This is a genomic window from Nonomuraea sp. NPDC059194 (assembly GCF_042754765.1).
In the GTDB taxonomy this organism is placed as follows: domain Bacteria; phylum Actinomycetota; class Actinomycetes; order Streptosporangiales; family Streptosporangiaceae; genus Nonomuraea.
The window spans coordinates 139,978-165,155 of sequence record NZ_JBHZBH010000009.1; the positions used below are offsets into that span (position 1 = coordinate 139,978).

At 69.3% G+C, this 25,178-nt stretch carries 24 protein-coding genes; 6 read left to right on the forward strand and 18 right to left on the reverse strand.

All coding sequences use genetic code 11. The features are described from left to right. Positions 1 to 41: 41 nt before the first annotated feature. Entirely contained in the window at positions 42 to 527 is a 486-nt protein-coding gene (locus tag ACFXJ8_RS14755; RefSeq protein WP_379644400.1) for a MarR family winged helix-turn-helix transcriptional regulator, read from the reverse strand. Positions 528 to 1,047: 520 nt separating this feature from the next. Beyond that, the gene (locus ACFXJ8_RS14760; protein ID WP_379644401.1) at positions 1,048 to 1,731 is read right to left on the reverse strand and encodes a TetR/AcrR family transcriptional regulator; all 684 of its coding nucleotides are present in this window, start codon (positions 1,729 to 1,731) and stop codon (positions 1,048 to 1,050) included. A gap of 84 nt (positions 1,732 to 1,815) precedes the next feature. Here ACFXJ8_RS14760 and ACFXJ8_RS14765 point away from each other — a divergent pair, with 84 nt between their 5' ends. From ACFXJ8_RS14765 to ACFXJ8_RS14775, 3 genes are read left to right on the forward strand one after another with little or no spacing between them, the layout of a single operon-like run. After that, entirely contained in the window at positions 1,816 to 2,799 is a 984-nt protein-coding gene (locus ACFXJ8_RS14765) for a zinc-binding dehydrogenase (protein ID WP_379644402.1), read from the forward strand. After that, positions 2,792 to 4,402 (forward strand): MFS transporter, encoded by a 1,611-nt coding sequence (locus ACFXJ8_RS14770; RefSeq protein ID WP_379644403.1) that lies wholly within the window; start codon positions 2,792 to 2,794, stop codon positions 4,400 to 4,402. Before ACFXJ8_RS14765 ends, ACFXJ8_RS14770 begins: the two co-directional genes overlap by 8 nt. Further along, a complete protein-coding gene (locus ACFXJ8_RS14775) occupies positions 4,339 to 5,361 on the forward strand; it encodes a DsbA family oxidoreductase (protein WP_379644404.1) in 1,023 nt (340 codons plus the stop codon). Before ACFXJ8_RS14770 ends, ACFXJ8_RS14775 begins: the two co-directional genes overlap by 64 nt. 159 nt (positions 5,362 to 5,520) lie before the next feature. Here ACFXJ8_RS14775 and ACFXJ8_RS14780 read toward each other — a convergent pair whose 3' ends face one another. The 6 genes from ACFXJ8_RS14780 to ACFXJ8_RS14805 all read right to left on the reverse strand — a co-directional run bounded on the left by ACFXJ8_RS14780 (position 5,521) and on the right by ACFXJ8_RS14805 (position 12,632). Further along, on the reverse strand, positions 5,521 to 8,250 hold the full coding sequence (locus ACFXJ8_RS14780; RefSeq protein WP_379644405.1) for a DEAD/DEAH box helicase: 2,730 nt from the start codon (positions 8,248 to 8,250) through the stop codon (positions 5,521 to 5,523). A gap of 125 nt (positions 8,251 to 8,375) precedes the next feature. Further along, complete coding sequence (locus tag ACFXJ8_RS14785; protein ID WP_379644406.1) at positions 8,376 to 9,236, reverse strand: diacylglycerol/lipid kinase family protein; 861 nt, start codon at positions 9,234 to 9,236, stop codon at positions 8,376 to 8,378. Between the two features lie 3 nt (positions 9,237 to 9,239). Next, the gene (tatC, locus tag ACFXJ8_RS14790) at positions 9,240 to 10,073 is read right to left on the reverse strand and encodes a twin-arginine translocase subunit TatC (RefSeq protein WP_379644407.1); all 834 of its coding nucleotides are present in this window, start codon (positions 10,071 to 10,073) and stop codon (positions 9,240 to 9,242) included. Positions 10,074 to 10,104: 31 nt separating this feature from the next. After that, positions 10,105 to 10,422, reverse strand: a complete 318-nt coding sequence (gene tatA, locus ACFXJ8_RS14795; protein ID WP_379644408.1) for a Sec-independent protein translocase subunit TatA — start codon at positions 10,420 to 10,422, stop codon at positions 10,105 to 10,107. 247 nt (positions 10,423 to 10,669) lie between these two features. Continuing rightward, complete coding sequence (locus tag ACFXJ8_RS14800; protein ID WP_379644409.1) at positions 10,670 to 11,638, reverse strand: helix-turn-helix transcriptional regulator; 969 nt, start codon at positions 11,636 to 11,638, stop codon at positions 10,670 to 10,672. 46 nt (positions 11,639 to 11,684) lie between these two features. Continuing rightward, positions 11,685 to 12,632: a helix-turn-helix transcriptional regulator gene (locus tag ACFXJ8_RS14805; protein WP_379644410.1), complete on the reverse strand. Its 948-nt coding sequence runs from the start codon at positions 12,630 to 12,632 to the stop codon at positions 11,685 to 11,687. Between the two features lie 39 nt (positions 12,633 to 12,671). Here ACFXJ8_RS14805 and ACFXJ8_RS14810 point away from each other — a divergent pair, with 39 nt between their 5' ends. Next, positions 12,672 to 13,730, forward strand: coding sequence for a DUF3866 family protein (locus ACFXJ8_RS14810; RefSeq protein ID WP_379644411.1), 1,059 nt, complete (start codon positions 12,672 to 12,674; stop codon positions 13,728 to 13,730). Positions 13,731 to 13,758: 28 nt separating this feature from the next. Here the strand turns inward: ACFXJ8_RS14810 and ACFXJ8_RS14815 are convergent, their stop codons facing one another. The 8 genes from ACFXJ8_RS14815 to prcB all read right to left on the reverse strand — a co-directional run bounded on the left by ACFXJ8_RS14815 (position 13,759) and on the right by prcB (position 21,898). Then, the gene (locus ACFXJ8_RS14815; protein WP_379644412.1) at positions 13,759 to 14,208 is read right to left on the reverse strand and encodes a DUF3291 domain-containing protein; all 450 of its coding nucleotides are present in this window, start codon (positions 14,206 to 14,208) and stop codon (positions 13,759 to 13,761) included. A gap of 13 nt (positions 14,209 to 14,221) precedes the next feature. Further along, on the reverse strand, positions 14,222 to 14,854 hold the full coding sequence (locus tag ACFXJ8_RS14820) for a helix-turn-helix transcriptional regulator (RefSeq protein ID WP_379644413.1): 633 nt from the start codon (positions 14,852 to 14,854) through the stop codon (positions 14,222 to 14,224). A 105-nt stretch (positions 14,855 to 14,959) separates the two neighbouring features. Further along, entirely contained in the window at positions 14,960 to 15,850 is an 891-nt protein-coding gene (locus ACFXJ8_RS14825) for an FKBP-type peptidyl-prolyl cis-trans isomerase (protein ID WP_379644414.1), read from the reverse strand. A 61-nt stretch (positions 15,851 to 15,911) separates the two neighbouring features. After that, on the reverse strand, positions 15,912 to 16,847 hold the full coding sequence (locus ACFXJ8_RS14830) for an FKBP-type peptidyl-prolyl cis-trans isomerase (RefSeq protein ID WP_379644415.1): 936 nt from the start codon (positions 16,845 to 16,847) through the stop codon (positions 15,912 to 15,914). An 87-nt stretch (positions 16,848 to 16,934) separates the two neighbouring features. Beyond that, entirely contained in the window at positions 16,935 to 18,293 is a 1,359-nt protein-coding gene (pafA, locus tag ACFXJ8_RS14835) for a Pup--protein ligase (RefSeq protein ID WP_357674121.1), read from the reverse strand. An 855-nt stretch (positions 18,294 to 19,148) separates the two neighbouring features. Next, a complete protein-coding gene (locus ACFXJ8_RS14840) occupies positions 19,149 to 19,673 on the reverse strand; it encodes a hypothetical protein (protein WP_379644416.1) in 525 nt (174 codons plus the stop codon). 605 nt (positions 19,674 to 20,278) lie between these two features. After that, entirely contained in the window at positions 20,279 to 21,061 is a 783-nt protein-coding gene (prcA, locus tag ACFXJ8_RS14845) for a proteasome subunit alpha (RefSeq protein WP_379644417.1), read from the reverse strand. A 21-nt stretch (positions 21,062 to 21,082) separates the two neighbouring features. After that, the gene (gene prcB, locus ACFXJ8_RS14850; protein WP_379644471.1) at positions 21,083 to 21,898 is read right to left on the reverse strand and encodes a proteasome subunit beta; all 816 of its coding nucleotides are present in this window, start codon (positions 21,896 to 21,898) and stop codon (positions 21,083 to 21,085) included. 237 nt (positions 21,899 to 22,135) lie between these two features. On the opposite strand from prcB, the gene ACFXJ8_RS14855 reads away from it, so the two are divergent. Further along, positions 22,136 to 23,152 (forward strand): DNA polymerase IV, encoded by a 1,017-nt coding sequence (locus ACFXJ8_RS14855; RefSeq protein ID WP_379644418.1) that lies wholly within the window; start codon positions 22,136 to 22,138, stop codon positions 23,150 to 23,152. A 105-nt stretch (positions 23,153 to 23,257) separates the two neighbouring features. Here ACFXJ8_RS14855 and ACFXJ8_RS14860 read toward each other — a convergent pair whose 3' ends face one another. Both ACFXJ8_RS14860 and ACFXJ8_RS14865 read right to left on the reverse strand, forming a co-directional pair. Next, positions 23,258 to 24,235: an endonuclease VII domain-containing protein gene (locus ACFXJ8_RS14860; protein WP_379644419.1), complete on the reverse strand. Its 978-nt coding sequence runs from the start codon at positions 24,233 to 24,235 to the stop codon at positions 23,258 to 23,260. Between the two features lie 40 nt (positions 24,236 to 24,275). Then, positions 24,276 to 24,485, reverse strand: coding sequence for a ubiquitin-like protein Pup (locus ACFXJ8_RS14865; protein ID WP_379644472.1), 210 nt, complete (start codon positions 24,483 to 24,485; stop codon positions 24,276 to 24,278). Positions 24,486 to 24,632: 147 nt separating this feature from the next. On the opposite strand from ACFXJ8_RS14865, the gene ACFXJ8_RS14870 reads away from it, so the two are divergent. Further along, on the forward strand, positions 24,633 to 25,037 hold the full coding sequence (locus ACFXJ8_RS14870; protein ID WP_379644420.1) for a hypothetical protein: 405 nt from the start codon (positions 24,633 to 24,635) through the stop codon (positions 25,035 to 25,037). Positions 25,038 to 25,178 lie beyond the last annotated feature (141 nt).

The following is a 25,178-nucleotide window of genomic DNA, read 5'->3' on the forward strand; positions in this document are numbered from 1 at the left end:
TAGCAGATAGTTTTGTTGCAGACGATCTGCTGTGGATCTATTTATGCTCTCTGCCGAGCCCGCCGTACCGCTTGCGGCGCCTCGACAGGGGCTGCCAGATGCCCCGTGACCAGGCGATTCATCGCCCGCAAGAGCGCCTCACGCTCATCCTCCGGCAGCGCACCCAAGGCCGCCCTGTGCACGCCGTCGACAATCTCCTGGCTTCTCGCGGCGACCTCCGCGCCCTTCGGGGTCACCGCGATGATCCGGGCTCGCCGGTCCGTGCTGGACGGGCGACGCTCGGCCAGACCCGCCTTCTCCAGGGCATCGACGGTGACCACCATGGTGGTCTTGTCCATGTCGCCGATCTCGGCGAGCTGGATCTGCGTGCGCTCCTCCTCCAGGGCGTGAACGAGCACGCAGTGCATGCGCGCCGTCAGCCCGATCTCTGCCAGCGCGGCCGCCATCCGGGTTCTCAGCACGTGACCGGCATGATCCAGGAGGTACGACAGGTCCGGTTCGGTACGGGCAGGCGCCATGGCAGTCATCCCCACAGCCTAGCAACTAGTTCCATTCCGGATTATCTACTTCCTTCCCACATGACGGCGGGGGACGCGCCTGACGGCGAGCCGCGCTCCCACGACATCGGACATCCCGCGGGTTGCGGGATGACCTTTGTTATCTGGCAATAACAAGATCGCGGCGCATCTGAACGACTTCCTCACCGATCAGAGGAACGCGAACGCCTGCGCGCCTACCGCGGCGACCTGCTGCAGTTCACCGCCTACTGCGACGGTGACCTCGCCGACATCGGCGGCCTGTCTGCCGCGACCCGCAAACGCAAGCGCGCCGCGGTCGCCTCCTTCTGCCGGTGGGCCGTCCGGCAGGACCGCCTGGACGCCAACCCGATGGACAAGATCGACACCATCAAGGTGCCCAAGTCCCTGCCCCGGCCAGCCGCCCCGGCAGAAGTCCCCCAGGTCCTCAACTCGATCTGCAGCAGGAGGCCGCGCAAGGACCTGCCGCTGGACCGTCCGCTTAGCGCGCTTCTGATCTTGCTTCCTTGGTCTACGACGGTCCTGACGACCTCGTCGAGTCCGTGGGGGCATGCTCCCAGCGTTCGGCCAGGAGGGCGGGAGTGGGTGCGGTCCCGGGCAGTCGCGGGTGGCCGGAGCGCAGCCCGTCGAGAGCGATGGCGATCGTACGCTTCCGGGCGTTGCGGGCCGCGTCGATCAGATCGGTGCGGCCCTGCTGGTCGAGTTGCTCGATCAAGGGGGACTTGCCGAGTTGTTCGATCAGGAGCGAGATGTCCGTGGCCGTGGCGTCCGATCTGAGTGCTCCGGCGGTATGCGCGCGGGCCACCAGGTCTCGCATCAGCTCATCCGACCTGGTGAACTTGGCCGCCATCTCGTCGGTGACAGCGATCGTGCCGGCCAGCGGCCCGAGGGAGCCGCCGCTGAACTCGACGCAGGCGCTGATGTAGTGCGTGAGGCCTTCCCACGGGTCGTCATGCCGCAGACCGCGTTCGGCGGCCTGAATCCACTGGTCGAGTGACAGCGCGCACAGGCGCTGGAAGAGCTCGTCCTTGGACCGGTAGCGGCGGTAGAGACTGGCGATGCCAACTCCGGCACGTGCGGCGATCACCGCCACCGATGCGTGTGCCCCGTCCACAGCCAGGACCTTCTTCGCAGCCTCCAGGAGGGCCTGATCGTTGCGTTCGGCTTCGGCGTGCCGGGGAGCTCTGCGGGCCATGGGCTCACTGTAACCCCTTTGCGAAGCGATTCACTCCGTTATAGATTCCTCAAACGAAGCGAACCTATCCGTTTGAGGAGTGTCATGCGGGCCGTGGTGATGGAAGAGTTCGGCGGGCCGGAGGTCCTGCGGATACAGCAGGTCGAAGATCCTGTGCCAGGGCCGGGCCAGGTGCTCGTCGCGGTGGCGTACGCGAGCATCACGTTCGTCGAGACGCAGGCGCGCTCGGGCGACGGGCCGTTCGGCAGGCCCGTGCTACCCCGCGTACCCGGCAACGGCGTGGGCGGCCGCATCGTCGCTGTCGGGGCGGATGCGAACCCGGCCTTGGTGGGAACGACAGTGGTCACCACCACCGGTGGCGCGGGCGGCTATGCCGAACTGGCGCTGGCCCGGGCCCAGGACGTGGTTCCGGTTCCCGCGGGTCTGGAGCTCAAGGACGCGGTCGCGCTGCTGGCCGATGGGCGTACGGCGCTGCTGCTGCACCGGCAGGCGGAGGTCAAGCCGTCGGAGCATGTTCTGGTGGAAGCAGCGGGAGGGGGTGTCGGCAGCCTGCTGGTGCAACTGGCCGCCGCGGCGGGCGCCCACGTGATCGGCGCCGCCCGAGGCGCCGGCAAGGCCGAACTGGTCACCTCGCTCGGCGCGGCCGTCTATGTCGACTACTCCCGGCCTGACTGGCTGGATCAGGTGGCGGAGGCGACCGGCGGCGCCGGAATCGATCTCGTCTTCGACGGAGTCGGCGGCCGGATCGGCACCGAGGCGATCGGGGCGCTGCGCGAAGGCGGGCGCGCGAGCATCTACGGAATGGCCAGCGGCGCCGACGCCGACCTCGACGAAGGCGAACTCCGGGCGCGTTCCATCGGCGTCATCGGCCTCACCGCCGCACCGAGCCCCGCCCAGACCCGCGCTCTCATCGTCGATGCGCTGAACCTCGCGGCAGGCGGGAAGCTGCGGCCGATCATCGGCCAGACCTTCCCGCTGGAGGCGGCAGCCGCCGCGCACCGGGCGATCGAGTCCCGGACCACCACCGGCAAGACCCTGCTCATCACCGACGGTCATGTCCATGGCTGAGAACAGAGCCAACAAGGCCCACGAACCCCCCGCCAGAGCCGGAATCCGGGAGTGGACCGCCCTGGCGGTCCTGGGCATGCCCGCCGTCCTGGTCATGATGAACATGTCGGTGCTCTATCTGGCGCTGCCGAGCCTGAGCGCCGGTCTGCAGCCCGACGGCTCCCAGCTGCTGTGGATCACCGACATCTACGGCTTCATGGTCGCCGGGTCACTGGTCACGATGGGCATGCTCGGCGACCGTTTCGGGCACCGCCGGATCCTGCTGCTCGGCGCCGTCGCGTTCACCTGCGCATCCGTTGTCGCCGCACACGCGCCCGACGCCGGCCTGCTCATCGCGGCACGGGCGGTCCAAGGAGTCGCCGCCGCCGCCCTGGCGCCGTCCTCGCTGGCGCTGATCCGCGCCCTGTTCGCCGACGTCCGGCAGCGCACCCTGGCCATCACGATCTGGATGATGGCCTTCATGGGCGGCGGTGCACTCGGCCCGCTGGTCGGCGGCGTACTGCTGCAGTACTTCTGGTGGGGGGCGGTGTTCCTGCTCGCCGTGCCAACCATGGCCCTGCAGCTGGTCACCGGCCCTTTCCTGATCCCCGAATCCCGCGCTTCGACTTCCGGGCGGCTGGATGCGGTCAGCGTGGTCCTGTCGCTGCTGACTCCGCTGACGATCGTGTTCGGCATCAAGGATCTCGCCGTCCACGGCTTCGCGCTGCCGTCCGTCGGCGTCCTGGTCGCGGGCCTGGCGATCGGCACGATCTTCGTGCGCCGCCAGCGGCGGCTGGCCGACCCGCTCCTGGACCTGGGACTGTTCCGCATCCCCGCCTTCACCGTGTCCGTCACGGGCATGGTGCTGGTCGGGATCGTCCTGCTCGGGACCAGCCTGCTCACCTCGCAATACCTGCAACTGGTGCTCGGCTTCGCTCCGCTGGAGGCCGGCCTGTGGCAGCTGCCCACTGCGGTCACCGGCACATTCGCGGCCCTGGTGGTCTCCAGCCTCGCCGGCCGAATCCACCCGGTCGTCCTCATGGGTGCCGGAGTCGCGTTCGCCGTCATCGGTCCCGTCCTGCTCACCCAGGTGGACACCAACCCCGTCATCCTGGTGGCCGGCTCCGTTCTTCTCTTCGCCGGGCTGACCCCGTTCATGGCGCTGGGAACCAACTTGGTCGTCGGCGCGGCACCTCCCGGACGCGCCGGGGCCGCCTCAGCGATCTCCGAGACCGGTGCCGAACTCGGCGGCGCGCTCGGCATCGCCGTGCTCGGCAGCATCGCCACCGGCGTCTACGGCAACTACATGGTCGGGCATACACCCGACGGCGTCCCTGCTGAGGCCGCCGAAGCCGCCCGTGAGACGTTGCCCGCCGCACTCCAGGCCGCTCACGGACTCCCCGACAGCCTCGGCATCCCGTTGGCCCAGACCGCCAGGGACGCGTTCGCCCACAGCCTCAACGTGCACGCGCTCATCACGATCCCCCTGCTCATCGCGCTCGCCCTGCTGACGCTGACCCTGCGGCGCGCCGGCGATTCGACTGAAAGGACCGAACGATCATGCGAGTCGAGGTCTACTTCGACATCCTCTGCCCCTGGTGCTACATCGGCAAAAGACGACTGACCACCGCTCTGAAGGGCCGAACCGGTGTGCACGTCGTCTGGCGCAGTTTCGAACTCGATCCGGACGCAAGCCCCGTCCCCGGCCTGACGGCGGCGGAGGTGATCGCCACGTACCAGAACGATCCAGGCCGAGCGAGCGCCCGGGTGGCCCACATCCAAGCGCTTGGCGCAGCCGAGGGACTGGAACTCAACCTGCACCAGGCCCGGCCCGTCAACTCCTTGGATGCTCACCGCCTGATCCACCTGGCCGCCACCCGCGGCCTGGCCGACGCCGTTCTGGAACGGCTCCTGCACGGCTACCACACCGAAGGACGCAACATCGCCGACCCGGAGGTTCTCCAAGCGCTCGGCGTCGAGGCCGGACTCGATCTCGCCCAGGTAGGCGAACTCTTGACCGGCGGTGCGTTCACCGCTGAAGTCCGAGCCGACGAACGCCGCGCCGCCCAGAGGGGAATCCGGGGCGTGCCTGCACTCGCCATCGATGGAGCCCCTCCAGTCTCGGCCGTTCAGGAAATGCCGCTCTGGCGAGCCTCCTCGAACGTGCGACACGCTTCTGAGGCCGCCTGCCATCTTCGCCGCTTTGACTGGGCCACCGCCAGACCGTCGAGATCCACGTCTGGGCCATCGAAGGCGAGACGACGGCCTCTCCCGCGTCAAGCGCGCGTCGCCCGACACCGCTCTTGCGAAGCGACACTCGATGCCAAAGGCACCATCGCAGGTGCTGGTACAGGGCATACCCCGACCAGCCAGACAACCATAGGGGGACTCACGAACCCATCGACTGTTGCGTACCCGACTCGCGCCAGGCCGTCCTTGCGGGTCGGGTGCCCGAACACCAGCCGCTTCCACACGCCCGTCACCACCTCAGCGTCGACGATCACGGCCCATTACCGTCCCCGCGGGCGGGGATCAGGCGTGATCACGGCACTTCCCGGCCCCCTGGGCTGGCGTCAGGCGTGAGTTCGGCCCTTCCGCGAGTCGCGAGTGCAGGTCACGAGCCATCGCGGGCCTTCCCTGCCCACGTAGCCTGACGTCAGGCAGGAGCCCTGCCCCTCCCCCCGCCCTCGGGGGCCTGGTCCTTTCGTTCGTGGGCGGGGGCGGTTTCCGCCTGTGACGGGGTCAGGACAGGGAGGAGTAAGCGACGACGCCGCGGCGCATGGCGTCCATGGCCTGGGTGGCCGTCTGCTTGACCCTGCTGCCGGGAGGGGCGGCGTGGCCGAGCTGGCTCAGCAGGTCCATGAGCTGCTTGATCCAGCGCACGAAGTCGCCGGCCGCCAGCTCGTTGCCGTTGATCCCGTCCACCAGCACCGCGTCGAGGCTGTGGCCCCTGGTCCAGCGGTAGGCCGCCCACGCGAACCCCAGGTCGGGCTCGCGGATGATCGACAGCCCGTTGTCCTGTTCGATGCCCTCCAGCTCGCCCCACAACCTGATCATCGCCGTGAGCGTGTCCTGCGCCTTGCCCGCGGGGATCTTCGGCCGCCTGGCGTCGTCGGCCGCACGCGACTCGAACACCAGCGCCGACACGCACGCCGCCAGCTCGGCCGCGTCGAGCTCCTCCCACAGGCCCGCCCTCAGACACTCGGCGGTCAGCAGGTCGAGCTCGGTGTAGAGGCGGCCCAGGCGGCGGCCCTCGCCGGTGACGGTCTCCCCTTCCAGGTACCCGAGCTGCTCCAGCACCGCGCAGATCCGGTCGAAGGTGCGCGAGATGACGTGGGAGCGGCCCTCGACGCGGCGGCGCAGCCCCTCGGTCTCGCGCAGCAGCTTGTAGTAGCGCTCGGCCCAGCGGGCGTGCTCCTCCCGGTCGGCGCAGCCGTGGCAGGGGTGCTGGCGGATGAGCCGCCGCAGCTCGGTGATCTCTTCGTCCTCCACCGCGTGGTCGCGGGCGCGCGCCGGCTTGCCGAGGTCGCGGTCGCCCATCTTGGCCAGCAGCGAGGAGACGAGGTTGGCGCGCTCCTTGGGGGCGCGGGCGTTGAAGTTGCGCGGGATGCGGATCTTCTCGAGCGGCTCGACGGGCACCGGGAAGTCGGCCGGGTCGAGCTTCTTGACCTGCTTGCCGATCGTCAGCACGAGCGGGTTGGGGCCGTGTCCGCGCGGGTTGAGGCCCGGGTCGAGCACGATGGCCAGCCCCGCGCGCCGGCCGCCGGGGACGCGGATCACGTCGCCGGGCTTCAGCTCCTCCAGCGAGCGCACCGCCGCTGCCCTGCGGGCGGCGCCGCGCTGCTTGGACAGCTCGGTCTCGCGGTCGGTCAGGCGGCGGCGCAGCCCCGCGTACTCGGTGAAGTCGCCGAGGTGGCAGTGCATCGCCTCCTCGTAGCCCTCCAGCGCCTCCTCGTGCTTGCGCAGCTGCTTGGCGATGCCGACGACCGCCCGATCGGCCTGGAACTGCGCGAACGACGCCTCCAGCAGGGTCTTGGCGCGTTCGCGGCCGAACTGGCCGACCAGGTTGACGGCCATGTTGTAGGAGGGCTGGAAGCTGGAGCGCAGCGGGTAGGTGCGGGTGCCGGCCAGGCCCGCGACCGAGATCGGGTCCATGCCGGGCTGCCAGACCACGACCGCGTGGCCCTCGACGTCGATGCCGCGCCGCCCGGCGCGCCCGGTCAGCTGGGTGTATTCACCGGGGGTGAGATCGGCGTGCGTCTCGCCGTTCCACTTGTCGAGCTTCTCGATCACCACGCTGCGGGCGGGCATGTTGATCCCGAGGGCGAGGGTCTCGGTGGCGAAGACGGCCTTGACCAGGCCGCGGGTGAACAACTCTTCCACGACCTCCTTGAAGGCAGGCAGCATGCCCGCGTGGTGGGCGGCCAGGCCGCGCTCCAGGCAGTCGCGCCACTCCAGGAAACCGAGCACCGCCAGGTCCTCGTCGGGCAGGTGGGCGGTGCGCTCGTCGACGATCTGGCGGATCTCGTGGCTCTCGCGTTCGGTGGTGAGCCTGATGCCCGCATACAGGCACTGCATGACCGCCGCGTCGCAGCCCGCGCGGGAGAAGATGAACGTGATCGCCGGCAGCAGGCCCTCTGAGTCGAGCTTCTCGATGATCGCGGCGCGGTCGGGCGGGCGGAAGCGCTGCGGCCTGCCGTACCCACGCCGGCCCCTGCCGCCGGCCAGCCGCTCCTCGTCGCGGGTCAGGCGCATGATCGTGGGGTTCATCCGCATGAGGTTGTCGCCGTCGTCGGAGGAGAACAGGTCGTAGATCCTGTTGCCCACCATCATGTGCTGCCACAGCGGCACGGGCCGGTGCTCGTCGACGATGACCGTGGTGTCGCCGCGCACCTCGCCCAGCCACTGGCCGAACTCCTCGGCGTTGCTGACCGTCGCCGACAGCGCCACCAGCCTGACCGAGTCGGGCAGGTGGATGATGACCTCTTCCCAGACCGCGCCGCGGAAGCGGTCGGCCAGGTAGTGGACCTCGTCCATCACCACGAAGCCGAGGCCCGCCAGCGTGCCCGAGCCGGCGTAGAGCATGTTGCGCAGCACCTCGGTGGTCATGACCACGATGGGCGCCTCGCCGTTGACGCTGTTGTCGCCGGTCAGCAGGCCGACCTTGGCGGTGCCGTACCGCTTGACCAGGTCGTTGTACTTCTGGTTGGACAGCGCCTTGATGGGGGTGGTGTAGAAGCACTTCTGGCCCTGCTCCAGGGCCAGATGGACGGCGAACTCGCCGACGACCGTCTTGCCCGAGCCGGTGGGGGCCGCCACCAGGACGCCGTCTCCGGCCTCCAGCGCCCGGCACGCGTCGATCTGGAAGTCGTCCAGGTCGAAGTCGTAGTGCCCCCGAAACGACCCGAGTGCGGCGCCGTCGTCCCCGTATTTCTCACGGAAGGCCGCGTAGCGTTCCGCTGGCGTTGTCATACCGCCAGCCTACCGAAACCGCCATTCCGGTCAGGCCAGGCGGCTGCGGCCCGGGGTCCGTCGCGGTGGCGAACCCCGGGCGAGTGACTTTACATTGTAGATCAAAGACCGAAGCGCCGAACTACTCACACCAGGACGCGCAGCGCTCCCGGCGAGACCGTGCAGGTGAGCGGCAGCGGGCCGACGCGCTCGCCGTCGGCGTAGGCGACCACGTCAGGGGCTTCGAGCGTGACGCTGCGCGCCTTCAGCATGGTGACGGCCGGGTGGCCGGCGTGGCGGCCGCGGTAGACGCCGGCGAAGGAGCGTACGAACGCGCCCTTGCCGACGGCACCGAGGATCGTGACGTCGAGCAGGCCGTCATCGGGCTCGGCGGAGGGGCAGATGCGCATGCCCCCGCCGTAGGAGGCGGTGTTGCCGACGGCCACCAGCATCGCCTCTTGCTCGATCACCTGGCCGTCGACGGTGAGCCTGAAGGGAAGGGGACGGAAGGAGCGCAGCTCCCCCACCGCCGCGACCAGGTATTTCGCCATGCCGGGCGGCCAGGTGAGGGCGTTGGCGCGCTCGTTGACCCTGGAGTCGAAGCCGCAGCAGACCACGCTGGCGAACCACTCGTCGGGGCCGACGCGGGCGGCGTCGACGGTCCTGGTGCGTCCCCGCAGGATCGCCCTGACCGGGTCACGGGCGGTGAGGCCGAGCGCGGCGGCGAAGTCGTTGCCGGTGCCGGCGGGAACGATGCCCAGCGGCACCTCGCTGCCGGCCACCGCCTGCACCGCCAGGTGGACCAGGCCGTCGCCGCCGAAGGCGACCAGCGCGTCAGGGCGTTCGGCGACCGCCGTACAGGCTCGCTCCAGGGCGTCGGCGGGGCCGTCGCCGACGATCACGCTGACGTCGGCGCCGCCCGTGCGCAGCCGGCGCACGACCGGTTCGAGCAGGCGCAGCGTCCTGCCGCCCCGGGCGGCGGGATTGACTAAGAGGGCCAGGTCCACCCGTCAGTCGTCCAGGTTCAGCGGGGCTGCCTCGTCGTCGGACAGCAGCGCGTCGGGGTCCTGCGGCCTGCGCCGCTCTCTCAGCAGGATGAAGCCCTCGGCCACGAAGTAGAGCACCACCATCGGCGCGGCCAGCGCCATCATCGTCAGCGGGTCGCCGCCGGGGGTGATGACGGCGCCGAAGACGAACATGAGGAACACGACGGTACGGCGGTGCTTCTTGACCGTCGCGTGCGACAGCACCCCGATGATGTTGAGGAAGACCAGAATCAGCGGCAGCTCGAACGACACCCCGAAGATCACCAGCATGATCAGCACGTAGTCGAGGTACTCGTTGATCTGGATGGTGGCGACCGTGTCGCTCGGCATGAAGCCCAGCAGGATCGCCAGGCTGGTGTCCATGATGATGTAGGCCAGCGCGGCGCCGCCGAGGAACAGCGGGATCGCGATGGACAGGAACGCCACGCTGTAGCGCTTCTCGTTGCGGTAGAGCGCGGGGGTGACGAAGGCCCAGATCTGGTAGAGCCAGACCGGCGAGGACACCAGGATGCCCACCATCGCCGAGACCTTCAGCGTGGTGAAGAACGACTGGAAGATGCCGCCGGTGGTCAGCGTGCAGTGTCCAGGGCGCAGCTGCTGGGCCGCGGCGGTGTCGCAGAAGGGCTCCTTGAGGAAGGCCCACACCGGGTCGAAGACGAAGAACCCGACGACGATGCCGACGATCAGCGCGAGGAGCGCGAAGACGAGCCTGTTGCGCAGTTCGCGCAGGTGCTCCATGAGGGGCATGCGCCCCTCATCGTCGATGGCTGCCTTGGCCGGCCGTTTGAACAGCACCATTCAGCGGTCCCTGGTGAGGTGAGGGGCGAAGTCAGGCGTTCTTGTCAGCGGACTGGGCGCGCAGCCTGGCGGCCTGCTCCTCGAGCTGGCGGGCCTGCTCCTCGGGCGAAAGCGCGGGAGCGGCGGCCGGCAGCGGCTGGACGGGCTGGGCCTGCGGCTGGGGCTGAGCCTGCACGGTCGCCTGCGTGACGCTGTCGTCGTCGTCCTCGCGCAGCTTGGTGGTCTCGGCCTTGAAGATGCGCAGCGACTTGCCCACGCCCCGTGCCATCTCCGGCAGCTTCTTGGCCCCGAACAGCAGGACCAGCACGCCAGCGATGATCAGCAGCTCAGGCACTCCGAGGTTCGGCATGAAACATCCTTATTGAGCGAGGTGCAATCTCACGGTCGATCGTACGCTGCCGGAAGCGCAGTCTCATCCCCTGAGCTCCCGTTCGCCCCATTTCGGGCCCCTATTGTTCTCCCGCTGGCCGTGAGCTGGGCGCTTGCCCGCCGTACCTCGGCGCTCAGCTCCCTCGCGGCGACCAGGACGCGGACGGCCACCAGCCCCAGGACGGCGAGGCCGGCCACGCCCATCCCGACCGCCAGGTAGATCCAGGTCATGACGCCTGAGCGTACAGCGACAGCGCCCGCTCGGCCTCCCGCTGCACCCTGGCGGCCATCGCCTCGGGCGAGACGATCCTGCCGGTGTCGCCCAGGCGCAGCGCCAGCTTGAGCGTCCAGTCCTCGTCGCGGGCGCGCAGCGTGACCCGCAGCCGCCCCTCCCCCAGCTCCTCGATCTGCTCGTACGGGTAGTACTCGGCCACCCACCTGCCCGCGGCCGTCACCTCCAGCACGACGAGCTCGTCGGTGGGCGACGGCCTGAACACCCCCTGGGTGACGTCGATCGGCTCGGCGCCGGCGGGCGGGTCGGCGGGCACGTCGAGCACCTCGACGGTCAGCATGCGATCCAGCCTGAACAGCCGCATCGCCTCGGCCCGGTAGCACCAGCCCTCCAGGTAGGTACGGCCGTCGGCGACCACGAGCCTGGTCGGGTCGACCTCGCGCGGCGTCACCTCGTCGCGCCCCGGCACGTAGTAGCGCAGCGACAGCCGCCGCCCGCCGACCAGCGCCTCGCGCACCCTGGCGGCGGCGTCGGGCGCCGACTCCACGTCGACCGCGAACTGGCTGCTGACGGCCGCCGCGCCCTCGCCCGCCGCCTGCTCCAGCTTGGCCATCACGCGGGGCAGCGCGTCACCGTGGGCGAACTCGGCCAGCTCGGGGGTGGCCGACAGCATCCGCAACGCCACCAGCAGCGCGCTGGCCTCGTCGATGCCCAGGCGCAGCGGGCGGGCGATGGTCTCGGCGTTGTCGATGATGATCTCGCCGCCGTCCCACGAGACGTCGATGAGATCACCGGGGGTGTGGCCAGGCAGGCCGCACATCCACACCAGCTGCAGGTCGTCGATGAGCTGCTTCTCGCTCAGCCCGAAGACCGCCGCCACCTCGCCCACCTGCGCCCCCGGATGGGACATCAGGTACGGCACCAGCGCCAGCAGCCTGGGCAGCCTGTCGGCGGTCGAGCTCATGCGTCCTCCTCGGCCGCTCGCGCGAGCAGCGCGAAGCCACGATCGGTCATGCCAGCGCCCCCTTCAGTCGCGTGATCACGGCCTCCCTGGCGTCGGGCGGCCCCACCACCAGCACGTCGGCGCCCAGGCTGGCGATCCATCCGGCCAGCCGCTCGGGATCGGCGAAGACCAGCTCCGCGGTGTCCCAGCCGTCCTGACCCTCGCGCACCGAGCGGGCGACCTGCCGCAGGCCCTCGCACGTGCCCTGCCGTACCTTGAGGACGGCGGTGCGCTCCTCCATCGTCTCCTCGGGGAAGCCGACCATCGAGCGCAGGTCGACCCCCTCGGGCACCTCGACCGCGCCCGGCCTGCCCACCGCGGCCACCTGGCCGGTGATGCGGCTGAGCCTGAAGACCCGCGGCGCCTGCCGGTCACGGTCGAACCCGGCGACGTACCACCTGCCGCGCCTGCTGATGACGCCCCACGGCTCGACGGTGCGGGTGCGCACCGACTCGCCCGCGGCGGGCCGGTAGTCGAAGCGGACGACCCGCCGGTCGCGCACCGCCTCCCACAGCGAGGGGAAGGACGGGTCGCGGGTGTCGACGCGCAGCTCCAGCGCCTCGCCCGGGCCCGCGTCGGTGGCCACGCCGGCGGCGCGCAGCTTCAGCAGCGCGCCGCCGGCCGCCTCGGCGAGGCTGGCCCGCTGCCACACCTGTGCGGCCAGGCCCAGCACGGCGGCCTCGTCGGGCTCCAGCGTGATCTCCGGCAGCTCGTAGGCCTCGCGCTGGATCCGGTAGCCCGGCTCGTCCTCCCACGGGTCGCGGTGCACCTCGATGGGGATGCCGATCTCGCGCAGCTCGTTCTTGTCCCGCTCGAACATCCGCTGGAAGGCCTCGTCGCCGTCGCGGTCGTAGCCGGGCACGGCGTGGCGGATCTGCTCTGCCGACAGCGGACGGCGCGTCGCGAGCAGGCAGATCACAAGATTGAGCAACCGCTCTGTCTTACGGCGTGACATCTGCCCTTCTCCTCACTCGTTCGACGCTACCCTGCCTCCGTGATCAGATGGCGCAAGGGCGAGGTTGTCCGGATCCGGCGCGAGTGGCCGGGAGCTGTGGAGCTCGAGGTCACCGTCCCCGAGGGGACGTGCAGGGCGCTGGCCTACCCCCTGCTGGTGGGGCGCCCCGAACCAGGTGACGAGGTGCTGCTCAACACGACCGCACTCGCGATGGGTCTCGGTACGGGAGGTTACGCCATGGTGGTGGCCCTCCCGAACAGATTGCCGGAAGATCCTGAAGGTCCTGGCCACCTGGTGAAGGCCCGCTACACCCCGCTGCAGGCCACCGTCCTGGGCGCCGACGAGCAGGACTCCCCCTTCCACGAGGTGTTGCGCGAGGCCGACTCCCTCGACGGGATGCCGGTCGTGGTGGCCGATCTGCACTCGGCGCTGCCGCCCATCCTGTGCGGGATGTCGCCGCGGCCGCGGGTGGCCTACGTGATGCTGGACGGCGGCGCGCTGCCGGCCTGGTTCTCGATGGCGTGCGCGACGCTGCGCGAGACGGGCTGGCTGGCGGGCGTGGTGACCGTCGGCCAGTCCTTCGGCGGCGACGTCGAGGCCGTCACCACCCACACGGGGCTGCTGGCCGCCAGGCACGTGCTGAACGCCGACGTGGCGATCGTCGCCCAGGGGCCGGGCAACCTCGGCACCGGCACCCGCTGGGGGTTCTCGGGGGTGTCGGCCGGCGAGGCGGTCAACGCCGCGGCCGTGCTGGGCGGGCGGCCCGTGGCCGCGCTGCGCGTCAGCGAGAGCGACCGGCGCGAGCGCCACCTCGGGGTCTCTCATCACTCGCTGACCGCCTACGGCAGGGTGGCGCTGTCGCCGGCGCAGGTGGTGGTGCCCGAGCTGCCGGGCGAGTTCGGCGAGCGGGTGCGCGATCAGGCCGAGCTGCTGGCCGTACGGCACGAGCTGGTCTCGGTGCCGGTCGACGGGCTGTACGAGGCGCTGCTCGGCTCCCCGGTCAGGCTGTCGACGATGGGCCGCGGTCTGGAAGAGGACCTGGCCTACTTCCTGGCCTCGGCGGCGGCGGGACGGCACGCTGTCACCCTGCTGGGATAGGTGCCGCCCACTTGCCGCTCCCGCTGCGCTACCGCATCGTGGCTGCCTCGTGGAAGTCCCTGAACGTGAACGCCTCGGGTCCCGGCCCCTCGGCCTTGAGGCGCTGCAGCCTGTCCATCCCCTCCGCGAGCGTCGGGATCGTGCCCGCGGGGATCCACCACATCACCGTGTACGGCTCGGCGATGCGCAGGAACCACTCCCTGCGGCGCTGGAGCACCGCCATGTGCGGGCTCTTGTAGACGAAGTTCCAGAGCGTCTCGCGCGACTCCCACACCGAGAAGTTGATCACCAGGTGGTCGCCGTAGTCGTGCTGGACGGTCATGGTCGGGTCCTGATCGCTCTCCTTCAGCCGCCACACGAAGCCGGGTGCCGCGTCGGAGATCAGGTTGACGGGTTCGAGGTTGGCGACGAAGTCGGCGAGTTCGGGGCTGTCGAGGGGGGCGCGCAGGTGCGCGACGTTCAGTTGGGCGAGATGCATGCGCCCTACTATGTCAATCTTCATTGGTTTTAGAAAGGGTGACGCAGCATTCACCCGGCCGCGGATCGAGCGCCGCCCTGCCTGGATCCTCGCCGAGCCCTTCCAGCAGCCCCTGACACAGCGCCAGATTCATCGAGCAGACCAGCAGCGGAAAGTCCCGAGCCAGCGCGTGGAAGGGGCAGTTGCGCTGCCTGACGACGCCGCCCTCGACATACGGCTCGTAGCCGCGCGCCTGCATCGTCTCGACCGGATCGCCGCCACCGGCCGCCAGGCGCCTGCCCGCCGCCCGCGCCGCCTCCTCAGCCTGCTCCTCACCGCCGAGCAACTCCACGACGTCGGCCAGCACCGAGGCGAGCGAGGCGTAGTCACGCGGCGGCAGGCTCACCGACAGCTCGGCCCCCGCCCGCCGGTACACCTTGGCGGGCCTGCCGCTGCCGGGGCCCTTGCGCTCCTGCGGCCTGAAGGACGCCTCCAGCAGCCCCGCCTCCACCAGCTTGTCCAGGTGGTGGGCGGCCAGCGTCCTGGACACCCCGGCCGCCTCGGCGGCCTCGCCGCGCCCCACCTCACCGCCATGACCGGCGACATAGGCATACAGACTGCGCCGCACGGGATCACTCAACTGGGACAGGGCCTCAAGCTCGCTCACAGCCCCTCCTTCGTCGGGCCTGTGAGCCAGGCTGCTGTGTTCATTGGTTCGCTCGCAAGCTCACTCACAGCCGGGAGTCTACGAGCCCGAACGCCAGACCTCGGCCTAGTAGGCGGCCAGGACGTCCACGACGAACACCAGCGTGTCGGCGCCGGTGATGCCGAAGCGCGGGTGGCCCGCCGCGCCGTACCCGGAGGACGGAGGGACGATCATCAGCACCCTGCTGCCCGTCGGCACGCCCACCAGCGCCCGGTCCCAGCCCTTGATGACGCTGCCCTCGCCGATCGTGAACGCCTTCGGCTGACCCGACTCCCACGTGGAGTCGAAAACCTTGCGGCTGCCCCACACCGCGCCCTCGTGCTGGGTGACCAGCAGCTGCCCAGCCTCGGTCACCGGCCCTTTGCCGCGCCTGAGCACCTTGGCCGCGAACGCGCGCGGCGCGGGACCCGACGGGATCGACAACCTTGGCCGCTGCGAACCGCTCACCCTCACCCCGCCCAGCACGCCGCCGCCGGAGGCGTGCGCGTTCCTGGCGTGCGCGCCGAGAATGTCGATCACGTAGAACAGGTCGTCGCTGGGCCCGATGCCCTGCGGCGGGTTGGCGCCGAACCCCTCCGCAGGCGGAATCGACGCGATCACCCTGCTGCCCACCGTACGGCCCTGCAACGCCTTGTCCAGGCCCGGCAGCAGCTGCCCCACCGGGAAGGCGGCCGGGGTGCCGCGGTTGAAGCTGGAGTCGACCAGGCGGTTCTCCTTGCCGTCCCACACGTGGGCGGTGTACTGCACGATCGCCACATCGTCCTTGGCCAGCTTGGTGCCCGTGCCCGCGGTGAGCTCGTCGATCTGCAGGTGCGCCGACGGTTTGCCCGCCGGAAAGACAATGGTCGGCTTGCGGCCGAACTCGCCACCCACCCGCAGGTCGAGATCGTCACCGGCCGACGCGTCCGTGCACGCGGCCAGCAGTACCAGCGAAACCAGCAGCAGGAGCAGGCGCACGGACGTCCTCCCTGATAACCAGCGGCCTGGGGGGCAGGCCACTGGTTTATCAGATTTTCCGTCAGTAAGCGCCCAGAACGTCGACCACGAACACCAGCGTGCTCTTGGCCGGGATCTCACCCGAAGGCGCGTCGCCGTACCCGAGGTTCGGCGGGATCACCAGCAGCAGGCGGCTGCCGACCTTGGCGCCCTCCAGCGCCTGGTCCCAGCCCTTGATGACCTGGCCGGTACCGACACCCTGCACGGTGAACGGGTCCTTGCCCCAGCTGGAGTCGAACTGCTTGTCGGTGCCCCACAGCTTGCCGGTGTAGTGGACGACGACCGACTGGTTCTTCTTCACCTCCGCGCCGGTGCCCTCGATGACCGTCTTGTTCACCAGCTTGGCCGGCGGCTTGGCCGACGTCTTCGTGGTCAGCGTCGGAGCCGCGTCACCGCCGGGGCTCGTCACCGTCACGCCCTTGACGCCCGGGTCGCTCGCCTTGCCCGTGGCCGCCTTCGGCAGCGTCGAGATCAGGTCGAAGACGAACACCCGCGGCTTGGAGGTGTCCATGCCGTTCTGCTTGGCCTGGGCCAGCTCCTGCTCGGTGTAGCTGTCGTTGGCCACGACCGTCATGAAGCGGCCGCCGAGCTTGGTCTTGCCGAAGCCGTCGATCATGACCTTCGGCATCTGGTCGTTGACGGTGATCGGCTCGGTCTTCTTGGTGTCGTAGGTCGAGCCCTCGAGCGTGTTCTGCTTGCCGTCCCAGCTCCAGACCGACAGGTTCACGAACACCGTGTCGCCCTTGGCCACGCTCGCGCCGGTGCCCGGGCTGAGCACCTCCACCGACGACTTGCCGGCCGGGCTGCCCTGGGGGAAGGTCACCGTGGGCTTGGCGCCCACATTTCCGGTGACCTTCGGCCCCGAGACGGCTTCACCGCCGCCGGTCTGCTGCTGCGAGCCGCAGGCTGCGGCGAAGATCAAAGGCACTGCTGCTAGTACGGCCAGGCGGCGGCGCATGGAGTTCCCCAAGAGAGTCCGGACAGGTTCGCGTCACCCTATCCGAAGAGCGTGTACGCCCCCGATAAGACGACAGCAAAACCACCGCTACATTCCGGCGATCAACTTGTCCACGCGCTCGTCGACGCTGCGGAACGGATCCTTGCACAGCACGGTGCGCTGCGCCTGGTCGTTCAGCTTCAGATGCACCCAGTCGACCGTGAAGTCGCGGCGCTTCTCCTGCGCCTTGCGGATGAACTCCCCACGCAGCCGCGCCCTGGTGGTCTGCGGCGGCACCGACTTGGCCTCGAAGATCTTCAGATCGGAGGCCACCCGCTCGACCGCGCCACGCTTCTGCAGCAGGTAGTACAGGCCGCGCCGCCGGTGCACGTCGTGATAGGCCAGATCGAGCTGGGCCACCCGCGGGCTAGACAGCGGCAGGTCGTACTTCTTGCGGTAACGCTCGATGAGCTGATACTTCGTCACCCAGTCGATCTCGCGCGAGACCAGGTCGAGATTGCCGGTCTCGACCGCGTGCAGCGTGCGCTCCCACAGCTCCAGCACCCTGCGGGCGATGGGATCGCCGCCACGCCTGTCGACGAAGTCCTTGGCCTTGGTCAGATACTCCTGCTGGATCTCCAGGCTGGAGGCCTCCCTGCCGTTGGCAAGCCGGACCCTACGACGGCCCGTCATGTCGTGGGAGACCTCACGGATGGCCCTGATCGGGTTCTCCAGCGACAGGTCGCGCATGACCGTGCCCGCCTCGATCATCCGCAGCACCAGATCGGTCGCGCCCACCTTCAGCAGCATCGTCGACTCGCTCATGTTGGAGTCGCCGACGATGACGTGCAGCCTGCGGAAACGCTCGGCGTCGGCGTGCGGCTCGTCGCGCGTGTTGATGATCGGCCTCGACCTGGTCGTGGCGCTCGAGACACCCTCCCAGATGTGCTCGGCCCGCTGCGAGACGCAGTAGACCGCGCCACGCGGCGTCTGCAGCACCTTGCCCGCCCCGCAGATGATCTGCCTGGTGACCAGGAACGGGATCAGCACATCGGCCAGGCGGCCGAACTCGCCGTGCCTGCCGACCAGATAGTTCTCGTGACAACCGTAGGAGTTGCCGGCCGAGTCGGTGTTGTTCTTGAACAGGTAGATGTCACCGGCGATGCCCTCTTCGCGCAACCGCTTCTCCGCGTCGACGAGCAGGCCTTCGAGGATCCGTTCGCCCGCCTTGTCATGGGTGACGAGCTCGATGACGTTGTCACACTCTGGTGTTGCGTACTCGGGGTGGCTGCCCACGTCGAGGTACAGACGCGCGCCGTTGCGGAGGAAGACATTGCTCGATCGGCCCCAGGAGACGACCCGGCGGAACAGGTAGCGGGCGACCTCGTCCGGCGACAGCCTGCGCTGCCCCCTGAACGTGCAGGTCACACCGTACTCGTTCTCCAGCCCGAAGATGCGACGATCCATCACCTCACACTAGTTCCCCGAAATCGCCAGCGGGAGAGATCTTCGCGTGTTTCGGTTTTCTTTCAACTTGAAGGCCCGTCCGGCTCGCCCCACCGGCGGCTCGGCACACCTCCGTCCACCCCTCCCGACCGACCGCCGCCACCGGCCCCACCTGTGACGCCAGAGCGGCAGCGCCGGCCCTGCGCGCCTTCGAGGCGCCCTTCACTTACGGCCCGCCGTATCCGTCCCGTGCGCACCACCGCCACGCTCCAGCCCGTGGTCCTGTCCCGCGGCCTGCCCGGCCTGGTGTGGATCGGGTACGGCCCGCCGAACGCCGGTCTTCTGGCGCCAAGCGCTCCTCCGCACACCTGGCGCCTGGCGCGATGCTCGCCTCCGTAGGAGCAGCGCGCGGACACCGGGACACGAGCCCCACCGGACAGGCACCCGAGCACCACCGGGAATGCCTGCCAGGCCAGGCGGGCCGAGGATGCCGGGCACGTGAGCGGGCCAGGCAGGCCGGATACGCCAGGCAGGCCGAGATACTGGGCACACCGGGCAGGCCAGGAACGCCGAGCAGGCCGGGCCGAGCAGGCCGAGCCGAGCAGGCCGAGCACGCCAGGCGGGCCAAGCCGAGGATGCCTCGGGGATACCGAGCAGGCCGGACACGCCAGGCGAGCCGAGCAGGCCGGGAGAATGCCGGCCGGACCAGGAACGCCGAGCGGCCCGGACACGCCGAGCCAGGCACGCCGAACCGGGCGAGCCGAACCGAGGATACCGAGCAGGCCGGACCAGGAACGCTGAGCGGGCCGAGGATGCCGGGCACGCTGGGAATGCGACGCTGCGGGACCGCCGCCCCCGCGGACGGTCCCGCGGCGCTCACGGCGTGAAGATCTCCTGCACCTTCACGATCTGCCCCTTGTAGACCGTGATCAGCGAAGGCACCCTCTGCTTCTCGGCCCGCTTCACCAGCACCGAACGCGCACACCTCTTGTTGCCCAGGCCCGTCCTGCGATCGACCGTCATGGTCGACATGCGGCCGCACCCGTAGGCGCTGAGGTGGACCACCTTCTTGGCGATCGGCGAGGCGTAGGCCATCACGTCGCCCTCCGCCGGACCGACGAAATACCCCTCGGTGTACTTGTCGTTCTTCCACTTGATCGGCTCGTACTCGGCGGTGCCGTCACTCTGGACACCGGTGATCCAGCCACGAAGGATGCCGTCGCGCCTGGAGTGGATGCCCTTGGTGAAGTCGTGGCCCGGATCGGCCTGGAAGGTCGTTCCGAAGATCTTCGGCGGCTTGAACGCCGGAGTGGCGCCGGTGGCCGCATGCGCGACCCCGCCTGACACGACCATCGAACAGGCGACCACGGCAACACCGGTCGCGAGGTATCTCGTCTTCACACGGGCTTTGATCCCAAACCTGGAGCCACGGTTCTACGAAGATCGTGTGATCCCGATCACATTTGCCCCATTGAAGGTTTCACGGCCCCAAGCGTCTCCCAGGGACCCGGTACTGCGGGTCTCACCGGGATTTCCCGGTCCCATGCGTCACCCCAGGGGCCCCATGTTGCGGATCCTCCTGGATTTCGCGGACGCCTGCGTCACCCCAAGGACCCGATGTTGCGGGTCCACCTGGGGACGCTTGCGTCACCCCAAGGACCCGGTGTTGCGGGTCCACCTGGATTTCGCGGACGCCTGCGTCACTCCAAGGACCCGGTGTTTCGAGTCTCACCGGGGTTTCGCGGGCGACGTGACGGCGCCCAGCCAATGTCCCGCTGGAGCACGCGTGAAAGACGGACGGCCACCGAGTGACCCCGGTGGCCGTTGCCCGGCTTGCCGTACACACCTCAGACGGGTCGCGGCGCACCACGCAGTACCATCGCGCCCGCCGGGCAGGGCGCACCACGCAAGTCATCCCGCGCCGGGCGCGGCGCACACTGCGCGGTCCGCCGTCACCCGTGCGGACACGGCGCACCGCACAGCCCGTGCCCGCACGGCGCGGGGCGTTACTCCGTGCCGTCGCCCTCGCTGGGCTCCGGCGCCGTCGGCGGTTGGTCCTCCGCGGGAGCCGCCGTCGGCGGTTGGTCCTCCGCGGGAGCCGCCGCCGGCGCGGCGCGCAGCAGCCGCTCCAGGCGAGGCCCCGCCAACCGCAGGAACTTGCGGTGCTCCCTGTTACGGTCGAGCACCGCCACCTCCAGCTGACCCGCCGGCGGACGCTCCCCACCCGGCTCGGTCAGCGCCGTCAGCGCCACCTCCAGCGCGTCACCCAGCGACATGCCCTCCTGGTAACGCTCCTTCAGCCTGGCCGCCACCGCCTCGGCCTGCCCACCCATCGCGGCGAAGCCGTGCTCGTCGAACACCGAACCGTCGAACGTCAACCGGTAGATCGCGTCACCGTCAGGCGTGTCACCCACCTCGGCCACCACCACCTCCACCTCGAGCGACTTGATCGACTCGGTGAAGATCCGGCCCAGATTCGAGGCGTACAGGTTGGCCAGCCCACGACCCGTCACATCCGAACGGTCATAGGTGTAGCCGTTGATGTCGGCATAACGGATGCCGCCCAGCCGCAACTCCTCGAACTCGTTGTAGCGGCCCACCGCCGCGAACCCGATGCTGTCGTAGATCTCGCTCACCTTGTGCAGCGCGCGCGACGGATTCGGCGCGACGAACAGGATGCCGTCGGCGTACTGCAGCACCACCACGCTGCGACCACGCGCGATGCCCTTACGCGCGTAGTCCGCCTTGTCGCGCATGATCTGCTCGGGCGAGGCATATCCAAAAGGCATGGACACGTCGGGAGGTCCTTTCTAGGCCAGCGGGGCGATAGGGCCGTCAGGGGAGATCATGCGTTCCTCGAGCATCCGCCCGACCACCGCGGCGACCTCCTCGTCGCTCAGCCGCCGGAAACCGTCACCGTCGATGACCGCGACGACGGGCCAGATCTTCCTGGTCACATCAGGACCACCCGTCGCCGAGTCGTCGTCCGCGGCGTCGTAGAGCGCCTGGATCACCGTCGTCACGATGTCCTGCGCCGACGCGTTCTCCCTGTAGAGCTTCTTCAACGAGCCCCGCGCGAAGATCGAACCCGAGCCGATCGCATCGAACTTGTCCCGCTCGTACGGGCCGCCCGCCACGTCATAACTGAAGATCCGCCCTGCGTCCTTGTCAGGGTCGTAGGCGGCGAACAGCGGCACCACCACCAGGCCCTGCATCGCCATCGCCAGGTTGCCGCGGATCATCGTCGCCAGCCTGTTGGCCTTGCCGGCCACCGACAGCGTGCGACCCTCCATCTTCTCGTAGTGCTCCAGCTCCACCCGGTAGAGCCTGGCCATCTCGATGCCCGTGCTGGCCGTGCCCGCGATCCCCATGCAGGAGTAGTCGTCGGTCCTGAACACCTTCTCGATGTCCCGCTGGGAGATCACATTGCCCGAGGTCGCCCTCCGGTCACCGGCCATCACCACCCCACCGGCGCACGTCGCGGCGACGATCGTGGTCGCGTGCGGCACCTGGTCACCGATCGGCGTGGCCAGCGTCTGCGCGCGCGCCGGCAGCAGGTCAGGAGCATGCCTGCCGACGAACTCGGAGAACGAGGAACTTCCGTTGTTCACGAAGAGCTGGCTCATCAAGCCGGCGGGCAGATCCCTGTGCTGTGCCACGCGACTCCCTCCAAAAACCTCAGTGTTCTTAGGCCCGACCCTACTCATGTTGTGCTGTTGCATGCACTTCCCACGATCAGCTCAGCGCGAACCATTTACGCCCCGGCAACCCCATGCGATGGTCGGCCCGTCGTAACGACCTCTCCGCGCCGCGGCCATGCCACTCCCCCCACCCGGGCAGACCCCCAGGTCATACTGGACACCATGCGGGACTGGGTGCTCCACGTCGATCTCGACGCCTTCATGGCCGCCGTCGAGATCCTCCGCCACCCCGAACTCAACGGACGACCCGTCATCGTCGGCGGCAACGGCGATCCCACCACGCCCCGCACCGTCGTCGCCACCGCCTCCTACGAGGCCCGCCGGCACGGCGTCCAGTCAGGCACCCCCATGCGCACCGCCCTCAAACGCCTGCCCGACGCCGTCTACCTCCCCACCGACCTGCCCGCCTACGAAGCCGCCAGCGCCGCCGTCATGGACGTCCTGCGCCGCTTCCCCGTCATCGTCGAAGTCTGGGGACTCGACGAGGCCTTCCTCGGCGCCACCACCGACGACCCCGAAACCCTCGCCAAGGACATCCAGCACGCCGTCACCGCCGCGACAGGACTCACCTGCTCCGTCGGCATCGGCGACAACAAGCACCAGGCCAAACTCGCCGCCCAGTTCAACAAGCCCGCAGGCCTCTCACGACTCACCACCGAGACCTGGCAGGCCGTCATGGGCGAACGCCCCACCACCGCCCTGTGGGGAATCGGCCCCAAGACCGGCAGAAAACTCGCCGACCTCGGCCTCCACACCGTCGCCCAACTCGCCGCCGCCGACCCCGCCCACCTGGCCGCCCACTTCGGCCCCACCAACGGCCCCTGGCTGCGCTACCTCGCCCTCGGCAAAGGCGAAACCAGCGTCACCAGCACCCCATGGGTGCCGCGCGGCCACGGCCACGAGAACACCTTCACCCAGGACCTCACCGACCCCGCCGCCATGCGCGACCACATCAGCGCGCTGGCCCACCGGCTGGCCGGCGAAACCGAAGGACGTCCCGTCATCCGCGTCACCGTGAAGGTCCGCTACGCCCCCTTCACCACCCACACCCGGCAGGCCAAACTCCCCCAGCCCACCCTCGACGCCGCCACCATCGAACAGGCCGCCCTCACGATCTTCGACCGCTTCCGGCACGACCGGCCCGTCCGTCTGCTCGGCGTCTCCGTCGAATACGTCTAGACCAGCCGCCCAAACCGATCTCCCTGGACCGGCCGCCCAGGCGGGGCTCCAAGACGCGGGGCTCCAAGACGCGGGGCTCCACGACAGAGTGCGTCGACCGGCCGCTCAGACCGGTACCGCCCGCGACAGGAACTCCGACCACCGCTCGTCCTCGAGACGCGCGAACTCCTCCAGCTCCTCCTCGTCGAGCTCCCACTCCACGAACGTCGCCTCCAGATAGGCGACCGCCCTCCGCACGACCCCCGCATCATCCCGAAACTGCCCGATCCCCGTATTACACGGCAGGCACAACGCGAACCGCACATCACCCGTGCGATGACAATGATCCACGTGCTCGGGCGGACGATCCCAGCAGACCGCGCACAACCCATGCTGGTCGCCGATCATCCGCTCCACGTCCTCGTGCCGCATCCGGTACCGCCGCGACAGGTGGTACGTCCGCGTCCGCGCGACCTGCCCGTCCCTGCGCTCCGGCAGGACCACGTAGTCCGGCCAGAGCACCACCCCGTCCAGGTAGAGCGCCGCCACCTCCATGAGCACGACGCTGTCCTGGAAGTGCCCCAACCCGTTGTTGCAGTTGAAACACAGCACGCCGCGCACCAGGCCGGTGGCGTGGCAGTGGTCGACGTGCGTGCCGGGCACGACCTGACAGATGGCGCAGAGCCCGCCCTGCTGGGCGAGCATCCGCTCGTAGTCGTCCTCGGTGATGCCGTAGCGGTACTTGAGCAGGTAGTTCCGCTCACTACCGTGGTTTTTGATCCTGTCTTCACGCATGACCTGCACGTGACACGGCTTACAGTAAGCGGTCAGCCCGTCCTCATTCGAGCGGTTCCGCCCGAATTCGGCGACGACCTTGATCTCTAGACATCGCGGGCAGTACTTGTGCCCTTCGGGCGCCACCACACGCTCACGCACGGCCTTGCCCTGCTCGGCCTTGCGCTTGCGGTAGCTCTGCGCATACCTCACCCGAAAACAGGCCTTGCAGTACCGCGCCAGGCCATCGGCCATGCGCTTGTTGAGCCCGAACTCGGAGAACGCCTTACTCTCCCCACAGTCCGGGCATCGCTTCGCCTCCTCGGGCACTTCCACCCGTTTAGCCCCTTTTCGATGTCCGCTTTATCCCCTACTGCCCGCCTTTTTGAATGTATGACCTGACAAACTCCTCTGCGTTCTCTTCGAGAACTTCGTCGATTTCGTCCAGAATTGCGTCGACGTCGTCGGTCAGCTTCTCCTGGCGCTCCTGCACATCGCCAGCCGCCGAGGCCTCGGTCTCCTCGACCTCGGTCTCGCGGCGACCGGTCTGCTTCTGACCGCCGGTGTCCCTGTTCGCCATGATCTTCCTCCGCTTGGGGGACTGCCTCTCCTGGTTATCTTCCCCGAACCGGGCGACATTTCGCGCACCAAGCCTCGCGATCTTCACCGGTTGACTGGATAGCGTCCCTATCCAATACTGAAGGCCCGCTCCCCAAGGAGGTCCGCGATGTCCCCCGCGACGCTCAGCACCGCCGGTGTGCTCCTCATCACAGTCCCGTTGGTCGCCTACGGGGGCATTACCCTCTTGACCTTCCTCATGCGGAACGTCCCCGGCTATAACGACAACCCGGTCCGCCGCGGCCTCTGGCGCGCAGGCCACGCCCACGCGGGCGTGCTGGTTCTGTTCAGCCTGGTGGCGCTGCTCTACATCGACCAGTCGGGCCTGTCGGAGGGCATGCGGTCGCTGGTGCGGACGCTGATCGTGGCCGCGCCGATCCTGATGCCGCTGGGGTTCTTTCTGTCGGTGATCCGGCCGGGTGACACGAAGCCGAGCCGGCTGATCTGGCTCACGTTCGCGGGCGGCCTGTCGCTGGCGGTGGGCACGCTGATCCTGGGCGTCTCGCTGCTCTGACGTCCAGTCCGGTGTACGGCTGCCGCCGCCGCTCCGTGCGTCGGTTCCCATGCGCTTCCCGCGGAGCGTGGTGAGACGCCGTATGGCGGTCAGCCGCGCAGCAGTCGGGCGGGTGACGATCCGCCGCGTGACGATCCGCGG

Excerpts from the sequence above, each read along its gene's own strand:
- tatA (WP_379644408.1), bottom strand. The coding sequence starts at position 10,422 with ATGCCGAACCTCGGAGTGCCTGAGCTGCTGATCATCGCTGGCGTGCTG.
- ACFXJ8_RS14830 (WP_379644415.1), bottom strand. The coding sequence starts at position 16,847 with ATGCGCCGCCGCCTGGCCGTACTAGCAGCAGTGCCTTTGATCTTCGCC.
- ACFXJ8_RS14805 (WP_379644410.1), bottom strand. The coding sequence starts at position 12,632 with ATGTCACGCCGTAAGACAGAGCGGTTGCTCAATCTTGTGATCTGCCTG.
- ACFXJ8_RS14800 (WP_379644409.1), bottom strand. The coding sequence starts at position 11,638 with ATGAGCTCGACCGCCGACAGGCTGCCCAGGCTGCTGGCGCTGGTGCCG.
- tatC (WP_379644407.1), bottom strand. The coding sequence starts at position 10,073 with ATGGTGCTGTTCAAACGGCCGGCCAAGGCAGCCATCGACGATGAGGGG.
- ACFXJ8_RS14855 (WP_379644418.1), top strand. The coding sequence starts at position 22,136 with ATGCGGGACTGGGTGCTCCACGTCGATCTCGACGCCTTCATGGCCGCC.
- pafA (WP_357674121.1), bottom strand. The coding sequence starts at position 18,293 with ATGGATCGTCGCATCTTCGGGCTGGAGAACGAGTACGGTGTGACCTGC.
- prcB (WP_379644471.1), bottom strand. The coding sequence starts at position 21,898 with ATGAGCCAGCTCTTCGTGAACAACGGAAGTTCCTCGTTCTCCGAGTTC.
- ACFXJ8_RS14775 (WP_379644404.1), top strand. The coding sequence starts at position 4,339 with ATGCGAGTCGAGGTCTACTTCGACATCCTCTGCCCCTGGTGCTACATC.
- ACFXJ8_RS14755 (WP_379644400.1), bottom strand. The coding sequence starts at position 527 with ATGACTGCCATGGCGCCTGCCCGTACCGAACCGGACCTGTCGTACCTC.
- prcA (WP_379644417.1), bottom strand. The coding sequence starts at position 21,061 with ATGCCTTTTGGATATGCCTCGCCCGAGCAGATCATGCGCGACAAGGCG.
- ACFXJ8_RS14765 (WP_379644402.1), top strand. The coding sequence starts at position 1,816 with ATGCGGGCCGTGGTGATGGAAGAGTTCGGCGGGCCGGAGGTCCTGCGG.
- ACFXJ8_RS14815 (WP_379644412.1), bottom strand. The coding sequence starts at position 14,208 with ATGCATCTCGCCCAACTGAACGTCGCGCACCTGCGCGCCCCCCTCGAC.
- ACFXJ8_RS14870 (WP_379644420.1), top strand. The coding sequence starts at position 24,633 with ATGTCCCCCGCGACGCTCAGCACCGCCGGTGTGCTCCTCATCACAGTC.
- ACFXJ8_RS14760 (WP_379644401.1), bottom strand. The coding sequence starts at position 1,731 with ATGGCCCGCAGAGCTCCCCGGCACGCCGAAGCCGAACGCAACGATCAG.
- ACFXJ8_RS14770 (WP_379644403.1), top strand. The coding sequence starts at position 2,792 with ATGGCTGAGAACAGAGCCAACAAGGCCCACGAACCCCCCGCCAGAGCC.
- ACFXJ8_RS14780 (WP_379644405.1), bottom strand. The coding sequence starts at position 8,250 with ATGACAACGCCAGCGGAACGCTACGCGGCCTTCCGTGAGAAATACGGG.
- ACFXJ8_RS14865 (WP_379644472.1), bottom strand. The coding sequence starts at position 24,485 with ATGGCGAACAGGGACACCGGCGGTCAGAAGCAGACCGGTCGCCGCGAG.